This window comes from Microbacterium sp. ER1 (assembly GCF_023383675.1).
GTDB lineage: Bacteria > Actinomycetota > Actinomycetes > Actinomycetales > Microbacteriaceae > Microbacterium.
In genome coordinates, this window is sequence record NZ_QCXO01000122.1 from 1 (window position 1) to 18,096 (window position 18,096).

Annotated in this window: 16 protein-coding genes and 1 riboswitch; of the genes, 2 read left to right on the forward strand and 14 right to left on the reverse strand. The window is 72.1% G+C overall.

The annotated features are described in order from the left end of the window. Positions 1–446 precede the first annotated feature (446 nt). Positions 447–1,781, forward strand: coding sequence for a CoA transferase (locus BV453_RS02955; RefSeq protein WP_249520845.1), 1,335 nt, complete (start codon positions 447–449; stop codon positions 1,779–1,781). Positions 1,782–1,814: 33 nt separating this feature from the next. Here BV453_RS02955 and BV453_RS02960 read toward each other — a convergent pair whose 3' ends face one another. Genes BV453_RS02960 through BV453_RS02975 form a run of 4 tightly spaced genes read right to left on the reverse strand, consistent with a single transcriptional unit; the run spans position 1,815 to position 5,417 of the window. Continuing rightward, positions 1,815–2,627 carry a DUF4184 family protein gene (locus BV453_RS02960; protein ID WP_249520846.1) on the reverse strand — a complete coding sequence of 271 codons (813 nt, stop codon included), beginning with the start codon at positions 2,625–2,627 and terminating at the stop codon, positions 1,815–1,817. Positions 2,628–2,639: 12 nt separating this feature from the next. Further along, the gene (gene tyrS, locus BV453_RS02965) at positions 2,640–3,941 is read right to left on the reverse strand and encodes a tyrosine--tRNA ligase (RefSeq protein ID WP_157524065.1); all 1,302 of its coding nucleotides are present in this window, start codon (positions 3,939–3,941) and stop codon (positions 2,640–2,642) included. A 52-nt stretch (positions 3,942–3,993) separates the two neighbouring features. Next, a complete protein-coding gene (locus BV453_RS02970) occupies positions 3,994–4,776 on the reverse strand; it encodes a hypothetical protein (protein ID WP_025105256.1) in 783 nt (260 codons plus the stop codon). Next, positions 4,773–5,417 carry a SatD family protein gene (locus BV453_RS02975; protein WP_025105257.1) on the reverse strand — a complete coding sequence of 215 codons (645 nt, stop codon included), beginning with the start codon at positions 5,415–5,417 and terminating at the stop codon, positions 4,773–4,775. The genes BV453_RS02970 and BV453_RS02975 overlap by 4 nt, the downstream gene beginning before the upstream one ends. 59 nt (positions 5,418–5,476) lie before the next feature. On the opposite strand from BV453_RS02975, the gene BV453_RS02980 reads away from it, so the two are divergent. Further along, complete coding sequence (locus tag BV453_RS02980) at positions 5,477–6,061, forward strand: DUF1349 domain-containing protein (RefSeq protein ID WP_249520847.1); 585 nt, start codon at positions 5,477–5,479, stop codon at positions 6,059–6,061. A 22-nt stretch (positions 6,062–6,083) separates the two neighbouring features. Here BV453_RS02980 and argH read toward each other — a convergent pair whose 3' ends face one another. The 10 genes from argH to BV453_RS03030 all read right to left on the reverse strand — a co-directional run bounded on the left by argH (position 6,084) and on the right by BV453_RS03030 (position 18,043). After that, on the reverse strand, positions 6,084–7,511 hold the full coding sequence (gene argH / locus BV453_RS02985) for an argininosuccinate lyase (protein WP_249520848.1): 1,428 nt from the start codon (positions 7,509–7,511) through the stop codon (positions 6,084–6,086). After that, positions 7,511–8,440: an ornithine carbamoyltransferase gene (gene argF / locus BV453_RS02990; protein ID WP_025105260.1), complete on the reverse strand. Its 930-nt coding sequence runs from the start codon at positions 8,438–8,440 to the stop codon at positions 7,511–7,513. The genes argH and argF overlap by 1 nt, the downstream gene beginning before the upstream one ends. Beyond that, positions 8,437–9,642: an acetylornithine transaminase gene (locus BV453_RS02995; RefSeq protein WP_249520849.1), complete on the reverse strand. Its 1,206-nt coding sequence runs from the start codon at positions 9,640–9,642 to the stop codon at positions 8,437–8,439. The genes argF and BV453_RS02995 overlap by 4 nt, the downstream gene beginning before the upstream one ends. After that, on the reverse strand, positions 9,639–10,556 hold the full coding sequence (argB, locus tag BV453_RS03000) for an acetylglutamate kinase (RefSeq protein WP_101844881.1): 918 nt from the start codon (positions 10,554–10,556) through the stop codon (positions 9,639–9,641). The genes BV453_RS02995 and argB overlap by 4 nt, the downstream gene beginning before the upstream one ends. Then, positions 10,553–11,710 (reverse strand): bifunctional glutamate N-acetyltransferase/amino-acid acetyltransferase ArgJ, encoded by a 1,158-nt coding sequence (gene argJ, locus BV453_RS03005; protein ID WP_025105263.1) that lies wholly within the window; start codon positions 11,708–11,710, stop codon positions 10,553–10,555. The genes argB and argJ overlap by 4 nt, the downstream gene beginning before the upstream one ends. Further along, entirely contained in the window at positions 11,707–12,804 is a 1,098-nt protein-coding gene (gene argC, locus BV453_RS03010; RefSeq protein ID WP_249520850.1) for an N-acetyl-gamma-glutamyl-phosphate reductase, read from the reverse strand. Before argC ends, argJ begins: the two co-directional genes overlap by 4 nt. Before the next feature lie 239 nt (positions 12,805–13,043). Continuing rightward, a complete protein-coding gene (locus BV453_RS03015; protein WP_249520851.1) occupies positions 13,044–15,191 on the reverse strand; it encodes a bifunctional hydroxymethylpyrimidine kinase/phosphomethylpyrimidine kinase in 2,148 nt (715 codons plus the stop codon). After that, positions 15,188–16,036, reverse strand: a complete 849-nt coding sequence (gene thiM / locus BV453_RS03020) for a hydroxyethylthiazole kinase (protein WP_085603559.1) — start codon at positions 16,034–16,036, stop codon at positions 15,188–15,190. The genes BV453_RS03015 and thiM overlap by 4 nt, the downstream gene beginning before the upstream one ends. Continuing rightward, a riboswitch (TPP riboswitch) is annotated at positions 16,027–16,120 on the reverse strand. Its footprint overlaps the gene before it by 10 nt. A 7-nt stretch (positions 16,121–16,127) precedes the next feature. Next, entirely contained in the window at positions 16,128–17,099 is a 972-nt protein-coding gene (locus tag BV453_RS03025) for an NAD-dependent epimerase/dehydratase family protein (RefSeq protein ID WP_249520852.1), read from the reverse strand. A 224-nt stretch (positions 17,100–17,323) separates the two neighbouring features. Beyond that, positions 17,324–18,043 (reverse strand): DUF402 domain-containing protein, encoded by a 720-nt coding sequence (locus BV453_RS03030; protein WP_249520853.1) that lies wholly within the window; start codon positions 18,041–18,043, stop codon positions 17,324–17,326. Positions 18,044–18,096 lie beyond the last annotated feature (53 nt).

Here is an 18,096-nt window from a genome sequence, read left to right on the forward strand (position 1 = left end):
CGAGGATAATTTGGCATTTGACAAGTGCACGCTGTTGAGTTCTCAAGGATCGGATGCTCCCACGACCCAGCCATCACGACCAGGCCCGCAGGGCAACTTCTCTATCTTAGCCATCCCGACCCGCTTGTCAAATCGGCGCGCCGCGCGGATCTTGGATCCGCTGCGCAGCCGGTGACAGCCGCAGAAGGGGTGGATCTCCCATCCTAGGCGCAAGCGCCGGATCTCTCAAGTGAGAGTGGATCGGGAGTGGTTCTCCGCTTGAGGGGGGTGAAGCTCTGGGCTTCTCCGCTTCCCTGTGGGGCGAACAAGTAATAAGTTACGTGGATTCCGGGGGTCTGGCAAATCGGGCGCACCACCCCGGGCGTGTCGCGGGCGCCCCGCGCCGGGATTCGGCCGGATCAGCGGCTGTTTCCGGCGGTATCCGGGGGCGGAGTAGCATCACGCCCATGCGCACTCCCTCCTCCGACACCACTGCCGATCTGCTCGTCCGTGTGTGGCGGGACACGGGCGTCGCGCCCCTCCCCGCGGACTCCCTCGCGTCACTCCGCACTCTCGATCCGGTGCCCCTCGCCTCGCGCACGGCGACCGCAGAGCTGGCTCTCGCCAGTGTGGCCGCGGTGACCGTGGCCGCCGGACTCGACCCCGGGTCCATCGATCCCCGACGCGTGGCCGTCGCCTACCGGAGCGACCGCTACCTGCTGGTCGACGGAACTCCCCCGCCGGTGTGGGCGCCGCTCTCCGGGTTCTGGGAGAGCGGCGACGGGTGGGTCCGCACACATGGCAACTACCCGCACCACGCTCGAGCGCTTCGCCGCGCACTCGGTCTGTCCGGCTCGGCGGGTGCGGAGGCCGTGACCCGCAGGATGTCGACCCTCTCGACCGACGAGGCCGTGGGCCTCATCTCCGCGGCGGGCGGACTCGCGGTGGCCGTGCGTCACGAGGACCCCGAGGCCGACCGGGCGCAGCGAGCTGCTCCGCTCCTCGATGTCGCGGTCGCCGACCCCGAGGGCGGACGAACGAAGGACCGACGGACCTCGTCTCCCGCCGTCTCGGCGCGCGCTCCGCTCGCCGGCCTCCGTGTCCTGGACCTCACCCGAGTGATCGCGGGGCCGGTGTGCACACGGACGCTCGCTCTCCTCGGCGCCGACGTGCTGCGTCTCGACCCGCCGCAGCTCCCCGAGCTCCCGTGGCAGCACCTCGACACCGGCCATGGCAAGCGCTCCGCACGCCTCGACGCCCGGTCCCCGGAGCTGCACGCCCTCCTGCAGTCGGCGGATGCGGTCGTGCTCGGATATCGGCCCGCCTCGCTGGACCGGCTCGGCCTCTCCCCCGACGCTCTGGTCGAGCAGCACCCGGGTCTCCTCGTCGCGGAGCTCAGCGCCTGGGGACCCGATCATCCCGAGCGCGCCGGTTTCGACAGTCTCGTCCAGGCGGAGAGCGGCATCGCGATGATCGAGGGCGACGACGGACGGCCGGGCGCCCTCCCCGCCCAGGCGCTGGATCACAGCAGCGGATATCTTCTCGCCGCCGCGCTCACCCGCCTGCTCCGTTCCCGCGACGGGCGCTCGCGCATCGTGCGCACCTCCCTGCGCCGGGTCGCCGCCGAACTGCTGGGGATGCCGCGCACGACCGCTGCCGTGCGCGCGCCGGAGATCGACGCCTCGGCGCATCTCGCGCGATTCGACGTGGACGGGACGGCGGTCGTGACGGCGGCACCCGCTCTCCCCGGGCTCAGGTTCGAGGCCCCGCACGCATGGGGTACGGACGCACCACGCTGGTGACCCGGCTTCCCGACGTGCCGGGTCCGCTGCGGGTCAGACCGCGGAGCGCGGCCGCCGCACGGCGAGGACCACGCAGAGGACCAGGGTGAACAGGCCCCACACCGCACAGGCCGGCGGCAGCACCCGATACGCGAGATGCTGCACCGTGAAATCGGCGGAGAGCGGGCCGAACGCGAGCAGTCCGCCGACCCAGGCGAGCACGAGGATCACCGGCAGCGAGAGCCACCACGCGATCCGCACGACCGTCGGAAGGATCCGGGGCGCATGCGTTCGCGGGGTCGCACGACGCAGCCACAGTGCCGCCCAGATCGCCAGACCCAGCAGGCCGAGCGCGCTCGAGACGTACTGGAGCCACTTGTAGCCGTCGAACGGACCCCACGAGTTCGCGAGCGCGGGCACCAGATCGACGCCCCACCGCGACTCATGCGTGAACGCGTCCCAGAGGATGTGCGAGAGCACCCCCAGCATCGCGGAGAGCACGAGCAGGACCGGATACAGCGACCGCGCACCCCGATACCGGGGACGATCGTCGCGGGTCAACGCCTCGACCCCGGCCCGGAATCCGCTCGCGCCCCACCCGGCGGGTAGCCGCGTGCTCACCCAGTCCGGCAGCAGCTCCAGGGTCGCGGGGCGCAGCAGCACACGCCACAGCAGGAAGAGCACGAGCGCGAGCAGAGCCGTCCACAGGACGTTGATCGGATCGTGCAGGAAGCCGTAGTTGAGCCCGATGTTCCGCAGGAACAGCGAGATGTCCGGCGTCATCGCTCCGATCGCGATCGCCGCGGGAACCAGGGGCGTGCGCACGAACGGCAACGCCACGATCGCGTGACTCGGGGTGAACGGCATGCCTGACCGGGATCAGCCGAGGAAGACGCCGGCGAGAGTCTTCTTCCCGCGACGCAGCACCGAGACACCACCGGGAAGCGTGCCCTGCACGGTCGCGGAGTCGTCCTCCACCCGCTCGCCGTCGAGGGACACCCCGCCCTGCGCGATGGCGCGACGGGCCTCCGACAGACTCGACACCAGCCCGGTCGCGACGAGTGCGTCGACGACCGGAGTACCGGCGGCGACCGTCGCGTGCGGGAGCTCGTCCAGAGCCGTGCGCAGCGTCGCCGCGTCGAGAGTGGTCAGGTCGCCCTGCCCGAACAGCGCCTCGGACGCCGCGATCACGGCCGCCGTCGCCTCCACGCCGTGCACCGTCGCGACGACCTCGAGCGCGAGGCGCTTCTGGGCGGCGCGGCGGAACGGCTCCGTCGCCACGAGTTCGGCGTACTCCTCGATCTCGGCCCTGGTCAGGAACGTGAAGACCTTGAGGCGTTCGATCACGTCGGCATCGGCCGTGCTGAGCCAGAACTGGTAGAACGCGTAGGGGCTCGTGAGCTCCGCGTCGATCCAGATCGCGTTGCCCTCGCTCTTGCCGAACTTCGTGCCGTCGCTGTTGGTGATCAGCGGCGTGCCGATCGCGTGGACCGAGGCCCCCTCGACCCGGTGGATGAGGTCGGTGCCGCTGGTGAGGTTGCCCCACTGATCCGAGCCGCCCGTCTGCAGCACGCAGTCGTACTGGCGGTAGAGCTCGAGGAAGTCGAGCCCCTGGAGGATCTGGTAGCTGAACTCGGTGTAGCTGATGCCGGCGTCGGAGTTCAGGCGCGCGGCCACCGCGTCCTTCTTCAGCATCGTGCCGACGCGGTAGTGCTTGCCGATCTCCCGCAGGAAGTCGATCGCGGAGAGCGGCGCCGTCCAGTCGAGGTTGTTCACCATGCGGGCGGCATTGTCGCCCTCGAAGCTGAGGTACCGCTCGACCTGGCCGCGCAGGCGGTCGACCCATTCCGCCACCGTCTCGCGGGTGTTGAGCGTGCGCTCCGCCGTCGGCCGGGGATCGCCGATCAGGCCGGTGGAGCCGCCGACGAGACCGAGCGGCTTGTGCCCGGCGAGCTGGAGGCGGCGGAGCAGGAGCAGCTGGACCAGGTGCCCGAGATGCAGACTCGGTGCCGTCGGGTCGAAGCCGCAGTAATACGTGACGGGGTCTCCCGCGAGCAGGGCGCGCAGCGCCTCCTGGTCGGTGGACACGTGGACGAGGCCACGCCACACGATCTCGTCCCACACGTTCTCGAACGTGGGGTCAATCGCCTGCGGCGCGGTCGTCAGAGCGGGAGTTGACACGCGCTCCAGGCTAGCAGCGCGCAACCGTCCCGCTGCGTCGCGGGCGGGGGTGTCAGCTGTGCGCCGCCCACCAGACGAGGAACGCGGCACCGAGGCCGATCACCCAGCTCACGAGGCTGCCGACGAGGAAGTACTCGGCACGCGCGCCGGTCTCCCCGTCGCGGGAGATCTCCGGGAAGCGGACGATGCCCTTGGCGGCGAGCATGGCTGCGAGCACCGGGTAGGCCGCGGCGAGCGTGAGGATCATCACGAGCACGCGTTCCAGGGGGCCGATGAGCCGCCCGCCCTTGAAGCCGTGGCGGGGATCGGCGGGGATCACGGCGGACACCGCAGGGGCGTCGGCCTCCGACCGGTCGGAGGGTACGGGCTCGGGCGCGACGGTCCCCGAGACCTCGGCCGGGCGCCAGGTGTGCTCGCCGTCGAGAGCCGCACGGACGACGAGGTTCGCGGATTCGAGGAGGAAGACGCCGGCACCGAGCGCGAGCACGGCGAGATCGAACGGCACCTCGCCGAAGGGCGAGCGGAGCGTCCAGAGCTCGCCGATGAGACCGGACGTGCTCCTCGACCCGCCCCAGACCACGGCGGCGATGCTGAGGGCGGCCAGCGCGACCGCCGGCCAGAACCCGGCCCGGGACGGCCCCTCGTCCGGCATGCTCCACGCCCACAGCGCCCCGGCACCGAGCCCCAGGAGCGCGGGCAGCAGCGCATCGCCGCCGATGCCGAGGAGGAGGACCACGGCCGCGGCCACGACGAAGCCGATCCACCGCCGCGGCACGAACTGCCGGACGAGGTCGGTCGCGCCGACGGCGAGGAGGACGAAGCCGGCGAGGATCATGCGGACTCCCCCCGGAGCGCGGCCACGCCTTCGATGAGAGCGGCGGCTCCCGCACTCCGCAGCGACTTGGAGACGCTCGGCTGCGAGATGCCCTCCTGGGCGGCGAGCTCCTGCTGGGACCGGCCGACCAGGCGTCCGTAGGTGAGGTGGCGTTCGCGCGTGCTCATCGCCCCCACCAGCTCGTCGCGCGCGAGGACGTAGGCGTTGGACGCGGCGATCACGGTCTCCATGACCTCATCCTGACCCGGGGCGCCGACAATCCAGGTGCGCGTGCGCGGCACGGCGCGCTGTTCGCGTGCGTGGACGGTCTCGATCGCGGCGCGTGCCGCGTACCACCCGGGTCCGTCGGCCAGCTCGCCGTGCACCGAGGTGACCGGCCTGACCTCGCCGACGCCGATGCCGAAGCGGAAGGCGAGACCCTCCGGGAGGCGGAGCTGGACCATGAGGAGGGAGAGGAGCGCGTCAGGCAGTGCGCGGTAGACGCCCTGCTGCTCGTCCCCTACCGTGGGCGTGAGCGGGTGGATGGCCAGCGGGCGATCCTGTTCCACCTGTGCGATGGTCTCGTCCAGCGCGCGCTGCGCAGCACCGCGGTCCCGGAGTTCCCGGGACCCGACGATGTCGGCGATCACAGCGACGACCATGACATAACCGTAGCACGAATATTCGCTGTTTATGCCGTTATCAGCTATAGATGGGAAATATGCCTGAATCACGCATCATCAACTGGACGGATGCCACCTGGACCCATGCCCCCGCCTGGACACACGTCGACGGTCACCTCGACGCCACCGCGGCCGAGGGCAGCGACGCCTGGCGCCACACCGCCTACGGTTTCGTGCACGACACGGAGCACGCGCTGCTCGCGCCGCTCGCGGTCGGCGAGGCGATCGAGGTCGCGTTCCGTGCGCCGTGGGAGGGGCAGTTCGACCAGGCGGGGCTCTTCGTGCGCGCCGATGAGGAGCACTGGATCAAAGCGGGCGTCGAGTTCGCCGATGGCCACCTCGGTCTCGGTGCCGTCGTGACCGCCGGCCGATCCGACTGGTCGGTCGGCTACGTCGACGACTGGCGCGAGAGCGAGATCACGGTCAGGGTCAGCCGCTGGGCGGACGCGATGATCGTGCGCGCCCGGGCGGACGACGGCCCCTGGCGCCTGGTCAGGGTGGCTCCCTTCTCCGGCGATGCGACCGTCTCCGCGGGACCGTTCCTCGCCGCGCCCACCCGCGCGGGTCTGACCGTCCGGTTCACCCGGTGGGAACGCTCGGCCGCCGACGGCGACCTGCACTGAGGCGAGGCCGCCGCCGGAGCGATTACAGGCCGAGCGCGTGCGCAGCGGCCTGCGCGCGGGCGACGAGCTCCGCGCGCTGCTCGGCCACGCGCTCCGGAGCGGTGCCGCCGACGCCCGTGCGCGACGCGACGGAGCCCTCGATCGTGAGCACCTCGCGGACCTCGGGGACGAGGTGCGGCGACACCGACAGCAGCAGCTCGTCGGAGGCGTCCTCCAGCCCGATCCCCTGCTCCTCGCAGGCACGGACGAGCGCGCCGGAGATCTCGTGGGCGTCGCGGAACGGCACGCGCCGCTTCACCAGCCACTCGGCGACATCCGTCGCCAGGGAGAACCCCTGGGGGGCGAGCGCGGCCATCCGCTCCGTGTGGAAACGCAGCGTCGCGATCATCCCGGCGAACGCCGGCAGCACGACCTCGAGCGTCCGCACCGAGTCGAACACCGGCTCCTTGTCCTCCTGCAGATCGCGGTTGTACGCGAGGGGCAGGCCCTTGAGGGTCGCCAGCAGGCCGGACAGGTTGCCGATGAGACGCCCGGACTTGCCGCGCGCGAGCTCGGCGATGTCCGGGTTCTTCTTCTGCGGCATGATGCTGGATCCCGTGGAGTAGCCGTCGTCGAGGGTGACGAAGCCGAACTCCCGCGTGTTCCAGAGGATGATCTCCTCGGACAGGCGGGAGAGGTCGACCCCCGTCATCGCCGCGATGAACGCGAACTCCGCCACGACGTCCCGCGCAGCGGTGCCGTCGAGGGAGTTCTCCGCCGGCCGGTCGAGGCCGAGCTCCGTCGCGACGAGCGCGGGATCCAGGCCCAGGGTCGACCCCGCGAGTGCTCCCCCGCCGTACGGCGAGACACCGGCGCGACGGCGCCAGTCGACGAGGCGCTCGAGCTCGCGCACCAGCGGCCAGGCGTGGGCCTGGAGGTGATGGGCGAGCAGCACCGGCTGTGCGTGCTGCAGGTGCGTGCGGCCGGGCAGGATCGCGTCGGGATGCGCCTCCGCCTGTGCCACGAGCGCATCGATCACGCGCAGCAGGTCGCGCGCGATCACCCGGGCGTGGTCGATCAGGTACATCCGCACGAGCGTGGCGATCTGGTCGTTCCGGCTGCGGCCGGCGCGGAGGCGTCCGCCCAGCTCCGGACCCAGCTCGGCGATCAGCGCCTGCTCGAGTGCGCCGTGCACGTCCTCGTCGGTGGGCAGCGGCTGCAGGGTGCCGTCGGCGACCTTGCGCGCGACGGCGTCGAGGCCCTCGTGCATCCGGGCGGCCTCATCCGGCTCCAGGTACCCCGCGGCGGCCAGCGCCGTGGCATGCGCGTGGGATCCCGCGATGTCGTACGGCGCCAGGATCCAGTCGAAGTGCGTCGACCGGCTCAGCTCGACGAGCTCCGGCGACGGACCGGTGGCGAACCGCGCGCCCCAGAGCGCGCCCTCGTTGGTGCCTTCGTGCGAACCGGCCATCACGCGTCCTTCTTCCCGAGAAGCCAGACCAGCAGGGCCTTCTGGGCGTGCAGGCGGTTCTCCGCCTCGTCCCACACCACGCTCTGCGGACCGTCGATGACCGCGGAGTCCACCTCGTAGCCGCGGTCAGCGGGCAGGCAGTGGATGAAGATCGCGTCGTCGTGCGCGAGCTCCATGGTCTCGGGCGTGACCTTGTAGCCCCCGAGATCGCGGATCCGCGCGAGCTTCTCCTCCTCCTTGCCCATCGACACCCAGGTGTCGGTGACGACGACGTCGGCGCCGGCGGCCGCCTCGACCGGGTCGGTGAAGAGCGTGATCGATCCGCCGGTCTCCCCGGCGCGGCGGTCGGCCGCTTCGATCACGTCGGCGCGCGGCGCGTAGTCCTCCGGCGAGGCGATGCGCACGTGCATGCCGGCCGTGACGCCCGCGAGCGCGTAGGAGTGCGCCATGTTGCTCTGGCCGTCGCCGAAGAACGTCAGCGTGAGGCCCTTGAGGTCGCCCTTGTGCTCACGGATCGTCAGCAGGTCGGCGAGGAGCTGGCAGGGGTGGAAGTCGTCGGACAGCGCATTGATCACGGGGACCCGGGTGCCGGCGGCCATCTCCTCCAGCCCCGACTGCGCGTAGGTCCGCCACACGATCGCGGCGACCTGGCGCTCGAGCACGCGGGCCGTATCGGACGGCGTCTCCTTCCCGCCGAGCTGGCTGCTCGCCGTGGAGATGATGAGCGGCGTGCCGCCGAGGTCGGCGATACCGACGGCGAACGAGACGCGCGTCCGGGTGGACGACTTGTCGAAGATCACGGCGACGGTCTGCGGGCCGGCGAGGCTCTTGTCCGCCCAGCGATCCTTCTTGAGCTCGAGCGCGAGATCGAGGATCTCCGCCTGCTCGGCGGGCGTCAGATCGTCGTCGCGCAGCAGGTGGCGGGTCATGCGGGGACCTTTCCGGTGGCGGAGGTGTGGACGTCGGAGAGAGCGGCGGCGAACAGCTCGCGGAACTCCGCCAGCTCCGTGTCGCCGATGGTGAGCGCCGGCGCGACGCGCACGGTCTCGGGGTTGGCGGCGTTGACGATGAGACCGCGGTCCTGCGCGGCGGCGACCACCGCACCCGCCACGGGCTGCGAGAGCGCGACGCCCACGAGGAGTCCGCGGCCGCGGACGCCGCCGACCAGCGGGGAGTCGATGCCGAGGATGATGTCCCGCAGCTCTGCGCCACGGCGCGCGGCGTTGTCGACGAGGTCGGCGCGCTCGATCTCGGCCAGCACCGCGTCCGCCACGGCCGTCGCGAGCGGGTTGCCGCCGAACGTGGAGCCGTGCGAACCGGGGGTGAACAGGGCGCTCGCGGCCCCGTAGGTGACGAGGGCGCCGATCGGGAATCCGCCGCCGATGCCCTTCGCGAGCGTGATGGCGTCGGGCGTGATGCCCTCGTGGCTGAATCCGAACCAGGCGCCGGTCCGGCCCGCGCCCGTCTGGATCTCGTCGACGATGAGCAGGGCGCCGTGCGCGAGGGTCAGCGAGCGTGCCGCGGCGAGGTAGCCCTCGGGCAGCTCGACGACACCGGCTTCACCCTGGATCGGCTCCACGATGACGGCGGCGACCCGGTCGTCCATCGCGGCCTCCAGCGCTTCGATCGTGGCCGGGATGTGCTCCACGCCTCCGGGCATCGGCGCGAACGGCGCACGCATCGACTCCTTGGCCGTGAGCGCGAGCGAACCCATCGTCCGGCCGTGGAAGCCGTTCTCCAGTGCGAGGATGCGCGGACGCTCCGCGCCGCCGTGCAGACGGGCGAGCTTGAACGCGGCCTCGTTGGCCTCGGCACCCGAGTTCGAGAAGAACACGCGACCATCGATCCCTGCGCCGGCAAGGCGCTTGAGTCGGGCGGCGAGCGCGAGCTGCGGCGGGGTCGCGAAGTAGTTGGAGACGTGCGCGAGGGTGGCGGCCTGCCGGGACACCGCATCGACGAACACCGGGTGCGCGTGGCCGAGGGAGGTCACCGCGATGCCGGCGAGGAAGTCGAGGTAGCGTCGGTCTTCGGCGTCCCACAGGTACGAGCCCTCACCGCGGGTCAGCAGCGCGAGGCGCTCCCCCGCGTTGAGCACGAGATCACGTGCCGCGTCGTCCTGCCAGACGGTCATGCCGTCGCCCCTTTCTCTCCCAGGACCACTTCGGTCCCGATTCCCTTGCTGGTGAACAGTTCGACGAGCACCGAGTGCGGCACCCGTCCGTCGATGATCGCCGCCGCGTCGACGCCGCCCTCGACCGCATCGAGGCACGCGCGCATCTTCGGAATCATCCCCGACTCGAGGCGCGGAAGCATCTCGATGAGCGCGTCCGACGTCAGGTGTGACACGAGCGAGTCGCGGTTGGGCCAGTCGGCGTACAGACCCGGCACGTCGGTGAGGATGACGAGCTTGCGCGCACCGAGGGCCACGGCCAGCGCGGCAGCCGCGGCATCCGCGTTGACGTTGAGCGACTGCCCCGGGTGGTCGAGGTCGGGCGCGATGCTCGACACGACCGGGATCCGCCCCGCGGCGAGATGGTCGAGCACCGGCGTCGGGTCGACCTGGACCACGTCGCCCACGCGGCCGAGGTCCACCTCCTCGCCGTCGATCATCACACCCCGACGGCGGCCGCCGAAGAGCCCGGCGTCCTCGCCGCTGAGTCCGGTGGCGATGGGGCCGTGCGAGTTGATCTTCGAGACGAGCTGCGGGTTCACCTGGCCGGTGAGGACCATCCGCACGACGCCGATGGCCTCGGTGTTGGTGACGCGGTACCCGCCCTTGAACTCGCTGGGGATCTCCAGCCGCTGCAGCATGTCGGAGATCTGCGGCCCGCCGCCGTGCACGACCACGGGCTGCACACCGACGTAGCGGAGGTACGCGATGTCCTGGGCGAAGGCCTCCTGCAGCTCGTCCGAGACCATGGCGTTCCCGCCGTACTTGACGACGACGATCTGGTCGCGGAACTTCTTCAGCCACGGCAGCGACTCGATGAGGGTGGTGGCCTTCTGCGCCGCGATGTCCGGCGTGGTGTCCTGGATGTCGGTCATGAGGCGTAGGCGCTGTTCTCGTGCACGTAGTCGTGGGTGAGGTCGTTCGTCAGCACCGTGGCGGTGGCCTCTCCGACCTTGAGGTCGATCATCAGGTGCGTGGCCCGCGGCGTCAGGTCGACCTCCTCGCGGGGGCGGTCCGGCCCGCCGGCGGTGCAGACTCGGACGCCGTTCATCCACACGTCGACGTCGTACGGGTCGAACTGCGCGGCCGTCGTGCCGATCGCCGCGAGGACGCGGCCCCAGTTCGGGTCGTTGCCGAAGATGGCGGCCTTGAACAGGTTGTTGCGGGCGACCGAGCGGCCGACCTCGACGGCGTCCTGCTCGGAGACGGCGTGCTGCACCTCGATCGTGATGTCGTGGCTCGCGCCCTCCGCGTCGCCCTGCAGCTTGACCGCGAGCTCCTGGCAGAGCGCGGTGAGCGCCTCGGCGAAGTCGTCGAGGTCGGGGACGACCTCGGAGGCGCCGTTGGCGAGTAGCGTCACCTGGTCGTTGGTCGACATGCAGCCGTCGGAGTCGAGGCGGTCGAACGTGCGTCCCGTCGCCCGACGCAGCGCCTCGTCCGCCTGGAGCGGTTCGAGCACGGCGTCGGTGGTGAGCACCACGAGCATCGTCGCCAGACCCGGGGCGAGCATGCCCGCGCCCTTCGCCATGCCGCCGATCGTCCAGCCGTCGCGGGTCACCACAGCGGTCTTCGCGACCGTGTCCGTGGTCATGATGGCGTGCGCGGCGCTCTCCCCACCGTCCGCGCTCAGCGCGGTGATCGCCTGCGCGGTACCCGCGAGGACCTTCTCGCGGAAGACCTCGTCCCCCGTCCCGATGAGCCCCGTGGAGCAGACGAGCACGTCGCCCGCGCTGATGCCGAGCAGCTCGGCCGCCTTCTCCGCGGTCTGGTGGGTCGTCTGGAACCCGAAGCTCCCGGTGAAGCAGTTCGCACCGCCGGAGTTGAGGACGACGGCCTCGACCACGCGGTCCGCGACGGCCTGCTGCGACCAGATGATGGGGTTGGCCTTGGCGCGGTTGCTCGTGAAGACGGCGGCGCCGACCTTGCGGGGGCCGCGGTTGACCACGACGGCGACATCGGGTTTGCCGGTCGACTTGAGTCCGGCGGCGACCCCGGCCGCCTCGAATCCTGCGGGGGCGGTGACGCTCACGGGGCGACTCCGTTCACTGAGAGGGCGCGGGTCTCGGGAAGCCCCAGCGCGATGTTCATGGACTGGACGGCAGCTCCGGCGGTGCCCTTGACGAGGTTGTCGACGGCGGTGACCACCGTCACGCGGTTCGCGGCGCGATCGATCGCGAGGCCGAGGAGGGCCGTGTTCGCCCCGAGCACGTCCGCCGTGCGCGGGAAGCTCCCCTCCGGCAGCAGCTGGACGAAGGTCTCGTCGCCGTAGGCGCTCTCCCATGCCTGACGGATCTCGGCGTCGCTCACACCCTCGACGATCGGCGCTGTGGACGTGGCGAGGATGCCGCGCGACATCGGCACGAGGACCGGAGTGAACGAGATCCGGATGTCTTGGGTCCCTGAGCCCGTCGAAGGGCCTGAGTCCGTCGAAGGGCCTGAGCCCGTCGAAGGGCGGGCGGCGGCGAGCGCCTGACGGATCTCCGGGATGTGGCGGTGCGTGCCGCCGACGGCATAGGGGTTCGCGGAGCCGAGGATTTCGCTGGCGAGGAGGTTCGTCTTCAGGCTCTTGCCCGCCCCGGACGGGCCGACGGCCAGGACGGAGACGATGTCGCCCGGGTCGATCACGCCGGCCGCGACACCGGGGGCGAGGCTCAGGCTCACCGTGGAGGCGTTGCAGCCGGGTGCGGCGATCCGGGTCGCGCTGCGGAGCGCGTCCCGCTGCTTGCCCCCTCCGACGAGGAGCTCGGGCACGCCGTACGTCCACGGCTCATGGAAGGACCCGCCGTAGAACGCGTCCCACTCCGCCGACGAGGTGAGCCGGTGGTCCGCTCCGGCGTCGATCACCAGCGGGGTGTCGCCGAGGGCGTCCGTGTACTGCCCGGACTGGCCGTGCGGGAGGGCCAGGAACACGATGTCGTGTCCGGCGAGGACCTCGGGTGTGGTGTCCTGCAGCGTCAGGTGGGCGAGTGAACGGAGGTGCGGCTGATGGGCGACGAGGGGCTGTCCGGCGTTCGAGTGCGCCGTGACGGTGCGGATCTCGACGTCGGGGTGAGCGGCCAGGAGGCGCAGGATCTCGCCGCCTGCGTAGCCGGAGGCGCCGGAGACGGCGACGGAATACGTCATGCTTCTACCTTAACGGTCGGGTCCTCGACGATCTCGGGACCGGGGGCGGGGCCGGAGGCGGCGACACCGGCACTCGACCGCCGCGCGGACGCAGGCAGAAGGGCGGGGTCGCCTAGAATCGGCGGCCGCGACGTCGGCGCACGGCGATGACGCTCGGGACGAGCGTCGAAGGAGCGGTGGCGACCGAAGGCATGCGGCGACGATAGCGCGGGCGTGTTCGGCACCGCAAATCCGGGGCGTCACACGACAGCGCGCGCGACCGGTGCGGCGAAGAAGGCCCGTTCGTGCGCGCTCGATGCGACGAAGGCTCGCCGCATCCGCTCTCGGCCGGTGTCGTCGGCCCTCGCGGCCGCGGCGGCGACATGCGCGACGGCCTGCCGGGTGGCCTCCGCGAAAGCCGGATCCGCGTAGGTCGCCAGCCACGATGCATAGGGATGCCGGGGGTCGCGGGGCGCCGCGCCGAACGCTCCGGCATGGAGCCGCTCCCCCAGGTCGGTGTAGAGCCAGAAGCACGGCAGCACGGCCGCGATCACCGTGGCGTAGTCCCCGCCGAAGGCGACGGCACGCAGGTGGTCGAGGTAGGCGACCGTGGCCGGGGCGGGCTCGGCGGCGAAGGTCGCGCCGTTCACCCCGGTCTCCGGCGTCAGCCACGACGCGTGCAGCTCCAGCTCGCCGCGGATCGCGCCGTGCGCGGCCTCGGCCCAGAACGCCTGCTCGTCGGGGGTCGGAGCGAGACGTGACGCCTCCGCGAGCACCCGGGCGTACTCGCGGAGGTAGAGGGCATCCTGCGCGAGGTAGAAGACGAAGGCGTCGCGGTCGAGGGTCCCCCCGGCGAGCGCGCGCACGAAGGGCAGCGCGTCGATGTCGCGGCGGATCGCGGCGGTCTCATCCCACCAGGCCGCGGCCACCTCCTCCGGTGTCGGCCGGGTCTCGACCCCGCCGCGCGCCCAGAGTCCCGAGAAGGGATGGATCGGGCCGTGTCCTCGCCCGATCTCCAGGTCGTCCGCCGCGCGGAGGGACTCCCGCAACCAGGCGCGCGCGGCGCGCACCGCAGTCGCGGGATCGTCGCCCGTCGCCAGTCGTGTGGCCAGAGCCGCGGACAGCGAGCAGCCGGTGCCGTGGGTGTTCGCCGTGCGGATGCGCGCGCCGGGGAACTCGGCGTGCGTACCGGCTGCCGTGTCGATCAGGGCGTCCGGTGCCTCGTCCCCGGGCAGATGCCCGCCCTTCACCAGCACCGCGGTCCCCATCGCGGCCGACAGCTCTCGCGCTGCGGCGAGCGCGTCCGCCCAGTCCGTCACCTCGTGACCGACGAGCACCGCGAGCTCGGCGAGGTTCGGGGTGACCACGGTCGCCAGGGACAGCAGGCTCCGCAGCTCGCGCTCCGCATCGGGGTGGAGCAGCCGATCCCCCGAGGTCGCGATCATGACCGGGTCGAGCACGACGATCGGGGGCTGTGTGTCTCGGAGCCACGCGGCGACCGTCCGGATCACCTCCACGTCCGCGAGCATGCCGACCTTCACGGCGTCGATGCGGATGTCGTCACCGACGGCGTCGAGCTGCGCCCGGAGGAAGTCCGCGGGAGGAACGTGCACGGCGCGGACGCCCTGCGTGTTCTGGGCGGTCAGGGCCGTCAGGGCCGCCATGCCGTAGCCCCCGTTCGCGGCGATCGCCTTGAGGTCGGCCTGGATGCCCGCGCCCCCGGACGGATCGCTGCCGGCGATGCTGAGCACGTGCGGCACCGCGCGCCCGAGCCAGCGCCGACGGAAGGCCGCGGCGGCTGTCCGGGGGTCGCCCGCCGCGCACAGCGCCGACACCACCGCGATCCCGGCCGCGCCGGCCGCGCGCAGCGCCGCCGTGTCGTCGAGCTCCACCCCGCCGATCGCGACGCACGGCAGCGCACTGCGCGCGGCGAACGCGGCGAAGCCGTCGATGCCGAGCGGGGCCGGGTGGTCGGGCTTGGTGCGCGTGGGGCGGATCACGCCGACCCCGAGGTAGTCGACCGTGCCGGGCGGCAGCGCGGCGACCTCCTCGAGGTGCGCGGAGGTGTTCGCGGTCAGCCCGATCAGGGCCTCCGGGCCGAGGAGCTCGCGCGCGCGGAGCACCGAGGCGTCCGCCTGACCGAGGTGCACCCCGTCCACCCTGGCGCCGCGACGACGGGCCTCGACAGCCGCATCGAGGCGATCGTTCACGACGAGCAGCGCACGACCGTCGATGGCCGCGGACAAAGCGAGGAGCTGCACGACGGTCTCCTCGTCCGTCGCCTCCTTGTCGCGCAGCTGCACGATGCGGACGCCGCCGGCCACCGCTTCGCGGACGGTCGCGACCACCCCGCGTGCGCCGCACAGCGACCGATCGGTGACGAGGTAGAGGGACAGGTCGACGGTCATCGGGTCTCCTCCTCGACGCGGGCGCGGTCCCGGAGATCCGCTGGGGTCACGGCGGACAGCGCATCGAGCAGTCCGACGGCGAAGCTGCCCGGTCCGCGGGAGGTCTCCGCCGCCTGCTCGGCCGCGACCGTGTAGACGAGGGTCGCCGCGGCCACCGCCGTCAGCGCATCGGTCCCGGTACCGCGGGACGCCCCGAGGAAGGCCGCCATCACGGCCCCCAGCGCGCAGCCGCCGCCCGTCACCCGCGTGAGCAGCTCGTGCCCGTTGGCGATGCGGATCACCCGTTCCCCGTCGGTGAGGAGGTCGACCGGGCCGGAGACGGCGACCACGGAGCCGTACCGGTCGGCGAGCTCGCGCGCAGACGAGGCCGCCGCCTCGGTGCCGTCCGTCGCGTCGACGCCGCGGCCGCCGCTGCTGTGCCCGGCGAGCGCGAGGATCTCCGACGCGTTGCCGCGGATGGCGGTCGGGCGCCGCGCGGCCAGCTCGTGGGCCAGTGCCGTCCGCACCGGGAGCGTGCCGATCGCGACGGGATCGAGCACCCACGGCGTGGCGGCGGCGAGCGCTCCGGCCACGGCTTCCCTGCTCGCCTCCCGCTGCTCCGGGGTCGGCGTCCCGAGATTGACGAGGAGCCCCGAGGCGGCACCCGCGAACGGTCCGGCCTCGCCGACGATGTCGACCATCGCCGGCGCCGCGCCGAGCGCGAGCAGCACGTTGGCGGTGAACCCCGTCACGACGGCGTTCGTGAGGCAGTGCGTCAACGGCGGCGCAGCCCGGACCTCCTCCCGCAGCCTTCCCGCCGTGACGGCGAGGTCGAGGACGGATTCCGGACGCACAGGATCGCTCATTGCGACATCCCTTCGCTAGTACGAACTAGATCAGGTTCGACGGGTGTGATCTCAGCCGCGGATGCGGCACCCCGTGTCACTGCCTCGCAGTCTAGCGAGCGAAGGCGTCGAGCAGCGCCCGCTCCTCCGTCCGCGTGAGTCCGGCACGGCGCTCCCGGTCCACGCCCCGTTCGCGCTCGTCCGCCACGACGCGTTCCACCGTCTCTTCGAGGGGCCGGAGCCTGCCTCCGCCGCGCCGGTACCGCGCGTTCGAGCGGGTCATGAATCCGCTCATCTCGGGCGGCAGCCACAGCGGGAGCGAGCGCGGCCCCGCCCAGTACGCGACACCCTCCGCGACGAGACGCTCCTCCGTGCCGACGACGACCGGACCGGTGTGCCCGGTGGAAGCGCGCACCGTACGCAGCACGTCCTCCAGGTCGCGCACGTCGCCGATCGCGTTGACGGCACCGGTGACGGTGGCGGACACGACGAAGGCGGCGACGTCCTCGACGTCGATGACCTGCGCCGTGCGCCCGTCGAGCGGCGGGAGCAGCACGGGCTCGTCCAGGGCCCGGAGGAACGCCGCCGCCCAGTAGCCGAAGCGATCGCTCGGGTCGCCGTCGCCGACGATGAGGCCGGGACGGACGAGGAGCGCGCGGTCGCCGAGGCTCTCCTGCACGGCGTCCTCCGCCGCGACCTTCTGCCGCGCGTAGTCGTCGTCCTCACCGGCCTGCGCCGCCGGGTGCCGCGGGGCCGACTCGTCCGTCCCGACCGTCTCGTCGTCGCGGTACACCGACATCGACGAGACGCAGGTCCACCGGGCGGCACGCTCGCCGAGCGCGCGGACGGCCCCGGAGACATGAGCGGCGCGGGAGGAGACGTCGACGACGTGGTCCCAGTCGGTGCGCGAGACGACGTCATAGGCGTCCTCGTCGTCGCGGTCGGCGAGCACGAGGGTCGCTCCCGGTGGCGCCGGCCGCCCGCCGCGGGCGAGGCAGGTCACCGACGCGCCCGCCCCCAACGCGTGCGCGGCGATGCGCTCCGACAGCCATCCGGTTCCCCCCAGGATCAGCACATCCGTCATGTGCCCATGTCATCAGGATCGACGACTCGGGGGAAGGGCCTCCGCTCAGAGCGGAGCGACACAGGCCACCACGCGAACACAGGCCCTCACGCGAACACCGCCCACCACGCGAGCTCAGGCCCTCACCGCGAGCACAGGCCATGGGCGCTGCTGTCGCCTGATGCCGCGCGAACGCCTGATGCCGCGCGGGCTCGGCGCCGTCGCGGAGGCCGGCCCCGAAGCGGTCAGGGGACGACGATCTCGTCGAGGCCGTCCAACACCGGGATCGTCCACGACAGGTCCGGTCGCCAGTCGATCCACTCCCGATCGAACGGCCAGTCGCCGGCATGGAACGACGCGATGGCCGCGACCGCGTGCCGCTCGATCTGCGCGGCCTGCGCGACGGTCAGCCGTCCCTGGTCGACGGCGGCGACCAGCTCGTCCTCGTCCTTCATCGCCACGCGCCCGTCCTGTGCGATCTCGACGTCGAGGACGTGATCGGAGGTGTAGGTGGCACTGTCGGTGCGCAGGTGCGCGTTCTCGAGGTTGACGTACCAGCCGGCGAAGTCCCACGTCGTCCCGGTGACCGAGCTCCAGAACAGCCAGACCGACCACGGCACTCCCGCGGGCGCGATGCGCAGGATGCCGTTGCCCCACCACTCCTCGACGATCCGGCGCCGGGGCTCCCGCCACCGCCGATCGAGCGGGACGGCCCGGATGCGCTCCCCGTCCCGCGTGCCCTGACCTTCCTGCTGCGTCCCGGCGGCGAGCCACGCGACGAGACCGCGCTCATCGTCACGGACGACGCGCATGGGGGTGACGGTCGCCGCCTCCCCCGTGGTCCACCCCGGCTTGCGGTAGTGCCAGTCGAGCTGCGCACCCGGCGAGAGGAACGGTCCCTCCCCGAGCGATCGCGCTCCGGCGGGGACCGAGGGTGGCGTGGGCTGCAGGAGGAGGCTCGTCATCCGGCCACGCTATCGCGAGAGCGCACGGCTCCCCGGAAAGGGGCCGTGCGCTC

Bases quoted from the DNA above. Each gene is read 5' to 3' on its own strand.
- BV453_RS02970 (WP_025105256.1), bottom strand. From the start codon at position 4,776: ATGATCCTCGCCGGCTTCGTCCTCCTCGCCGTCGGCGCGACCGACCTC.
- argF (WP_025105260.1), bottom strand. From the start codon at position 8,440: ATGACCCGCCACCTGCTGCGCGACGACGATCTGACGCCCGCCGAGCAG.
- BV453_RS03025 (WP_249520852.1), bottom strand. From the start codon at position 17,099: ATGACGGATGTGCTGATCCTGGGGGGAACCGGATGGCTGTCGGAGCGC.
- thiM (WP_085603559.1), bottom strand. From the start codon at position 16,036: ATGAGCGATCCTGTGCGTCCGGAATCCGTCCTCGACCTCGCCGTCACG.
- BV453_RS02960 (WP_249520846.1), bottom strand. From the start codon at position 2,627: ATGCCGTTCACCCCGAGTCACGCGATCGTGGCGTTGCCGTTCGTGCGC.
- BV453_RS03030 (WP_249520853.1), bottom strand. From the start codon at position 18,043: ATGACGAGCCTCCTCCTGCAGCCCACGCCACCCTCGGTCCCCGCCGGA.
- BV453_RS02955 (WP_249520845.1), top strand. From the start codon at position 447: ATGCGCACTCCCTCCTCCGACACCACTGCCGATCTGCTCGTCCGTGTG.
- argB (WP_101844881.1), bottom strand. From the start codon at position 10,556: ATGACCGACATCCAGGACACCACGCCGGACATCGCGGCGCAGAAGGCC.
- BV453_RS02980 (WP_249520847.1), top strand. From the start codon at position 5,477: ATGCCTGAATCACGCATCATCAACTGGACGGATGCCACCTGGACCCAT.
- BV453_RS03015 (WP_249520851.1), bottom strand. From the start codon at position 15,191: ATGACCGTCGACCTGTCCCTCTACCTCGTCACCGATCGGTCGCTGTGC.
- argH (WP_249520848.1), bottom strand. From the start codon at position 7,511: ATGGCCGGTTCGCACGAAGGCACCAACGAGGGCGCGCTCTGGGGCGCG.
- BV453_RS02995 (WP_249520849.1), bottom strand. From the start codon at position 9,642: ATGACCGTCTGGCAGGACGACGCGGCACGTGATCTCGTGCTCAACGCG.
- BV453_RS02975 (WP_025105257.1), bottom strand. From the start codon at position 5,417: ATGGTCGTCGCTGTGATCGCCGACATCGTCGGGTCCCGGGAACTCCGG.
- argC (WP_249520850.1), bottom strand. From the start codon at position 12,804: ATGACGTATTCCGTCGCCGTCTCCGGCGCCTCCGGCTACGCAGGCGGC.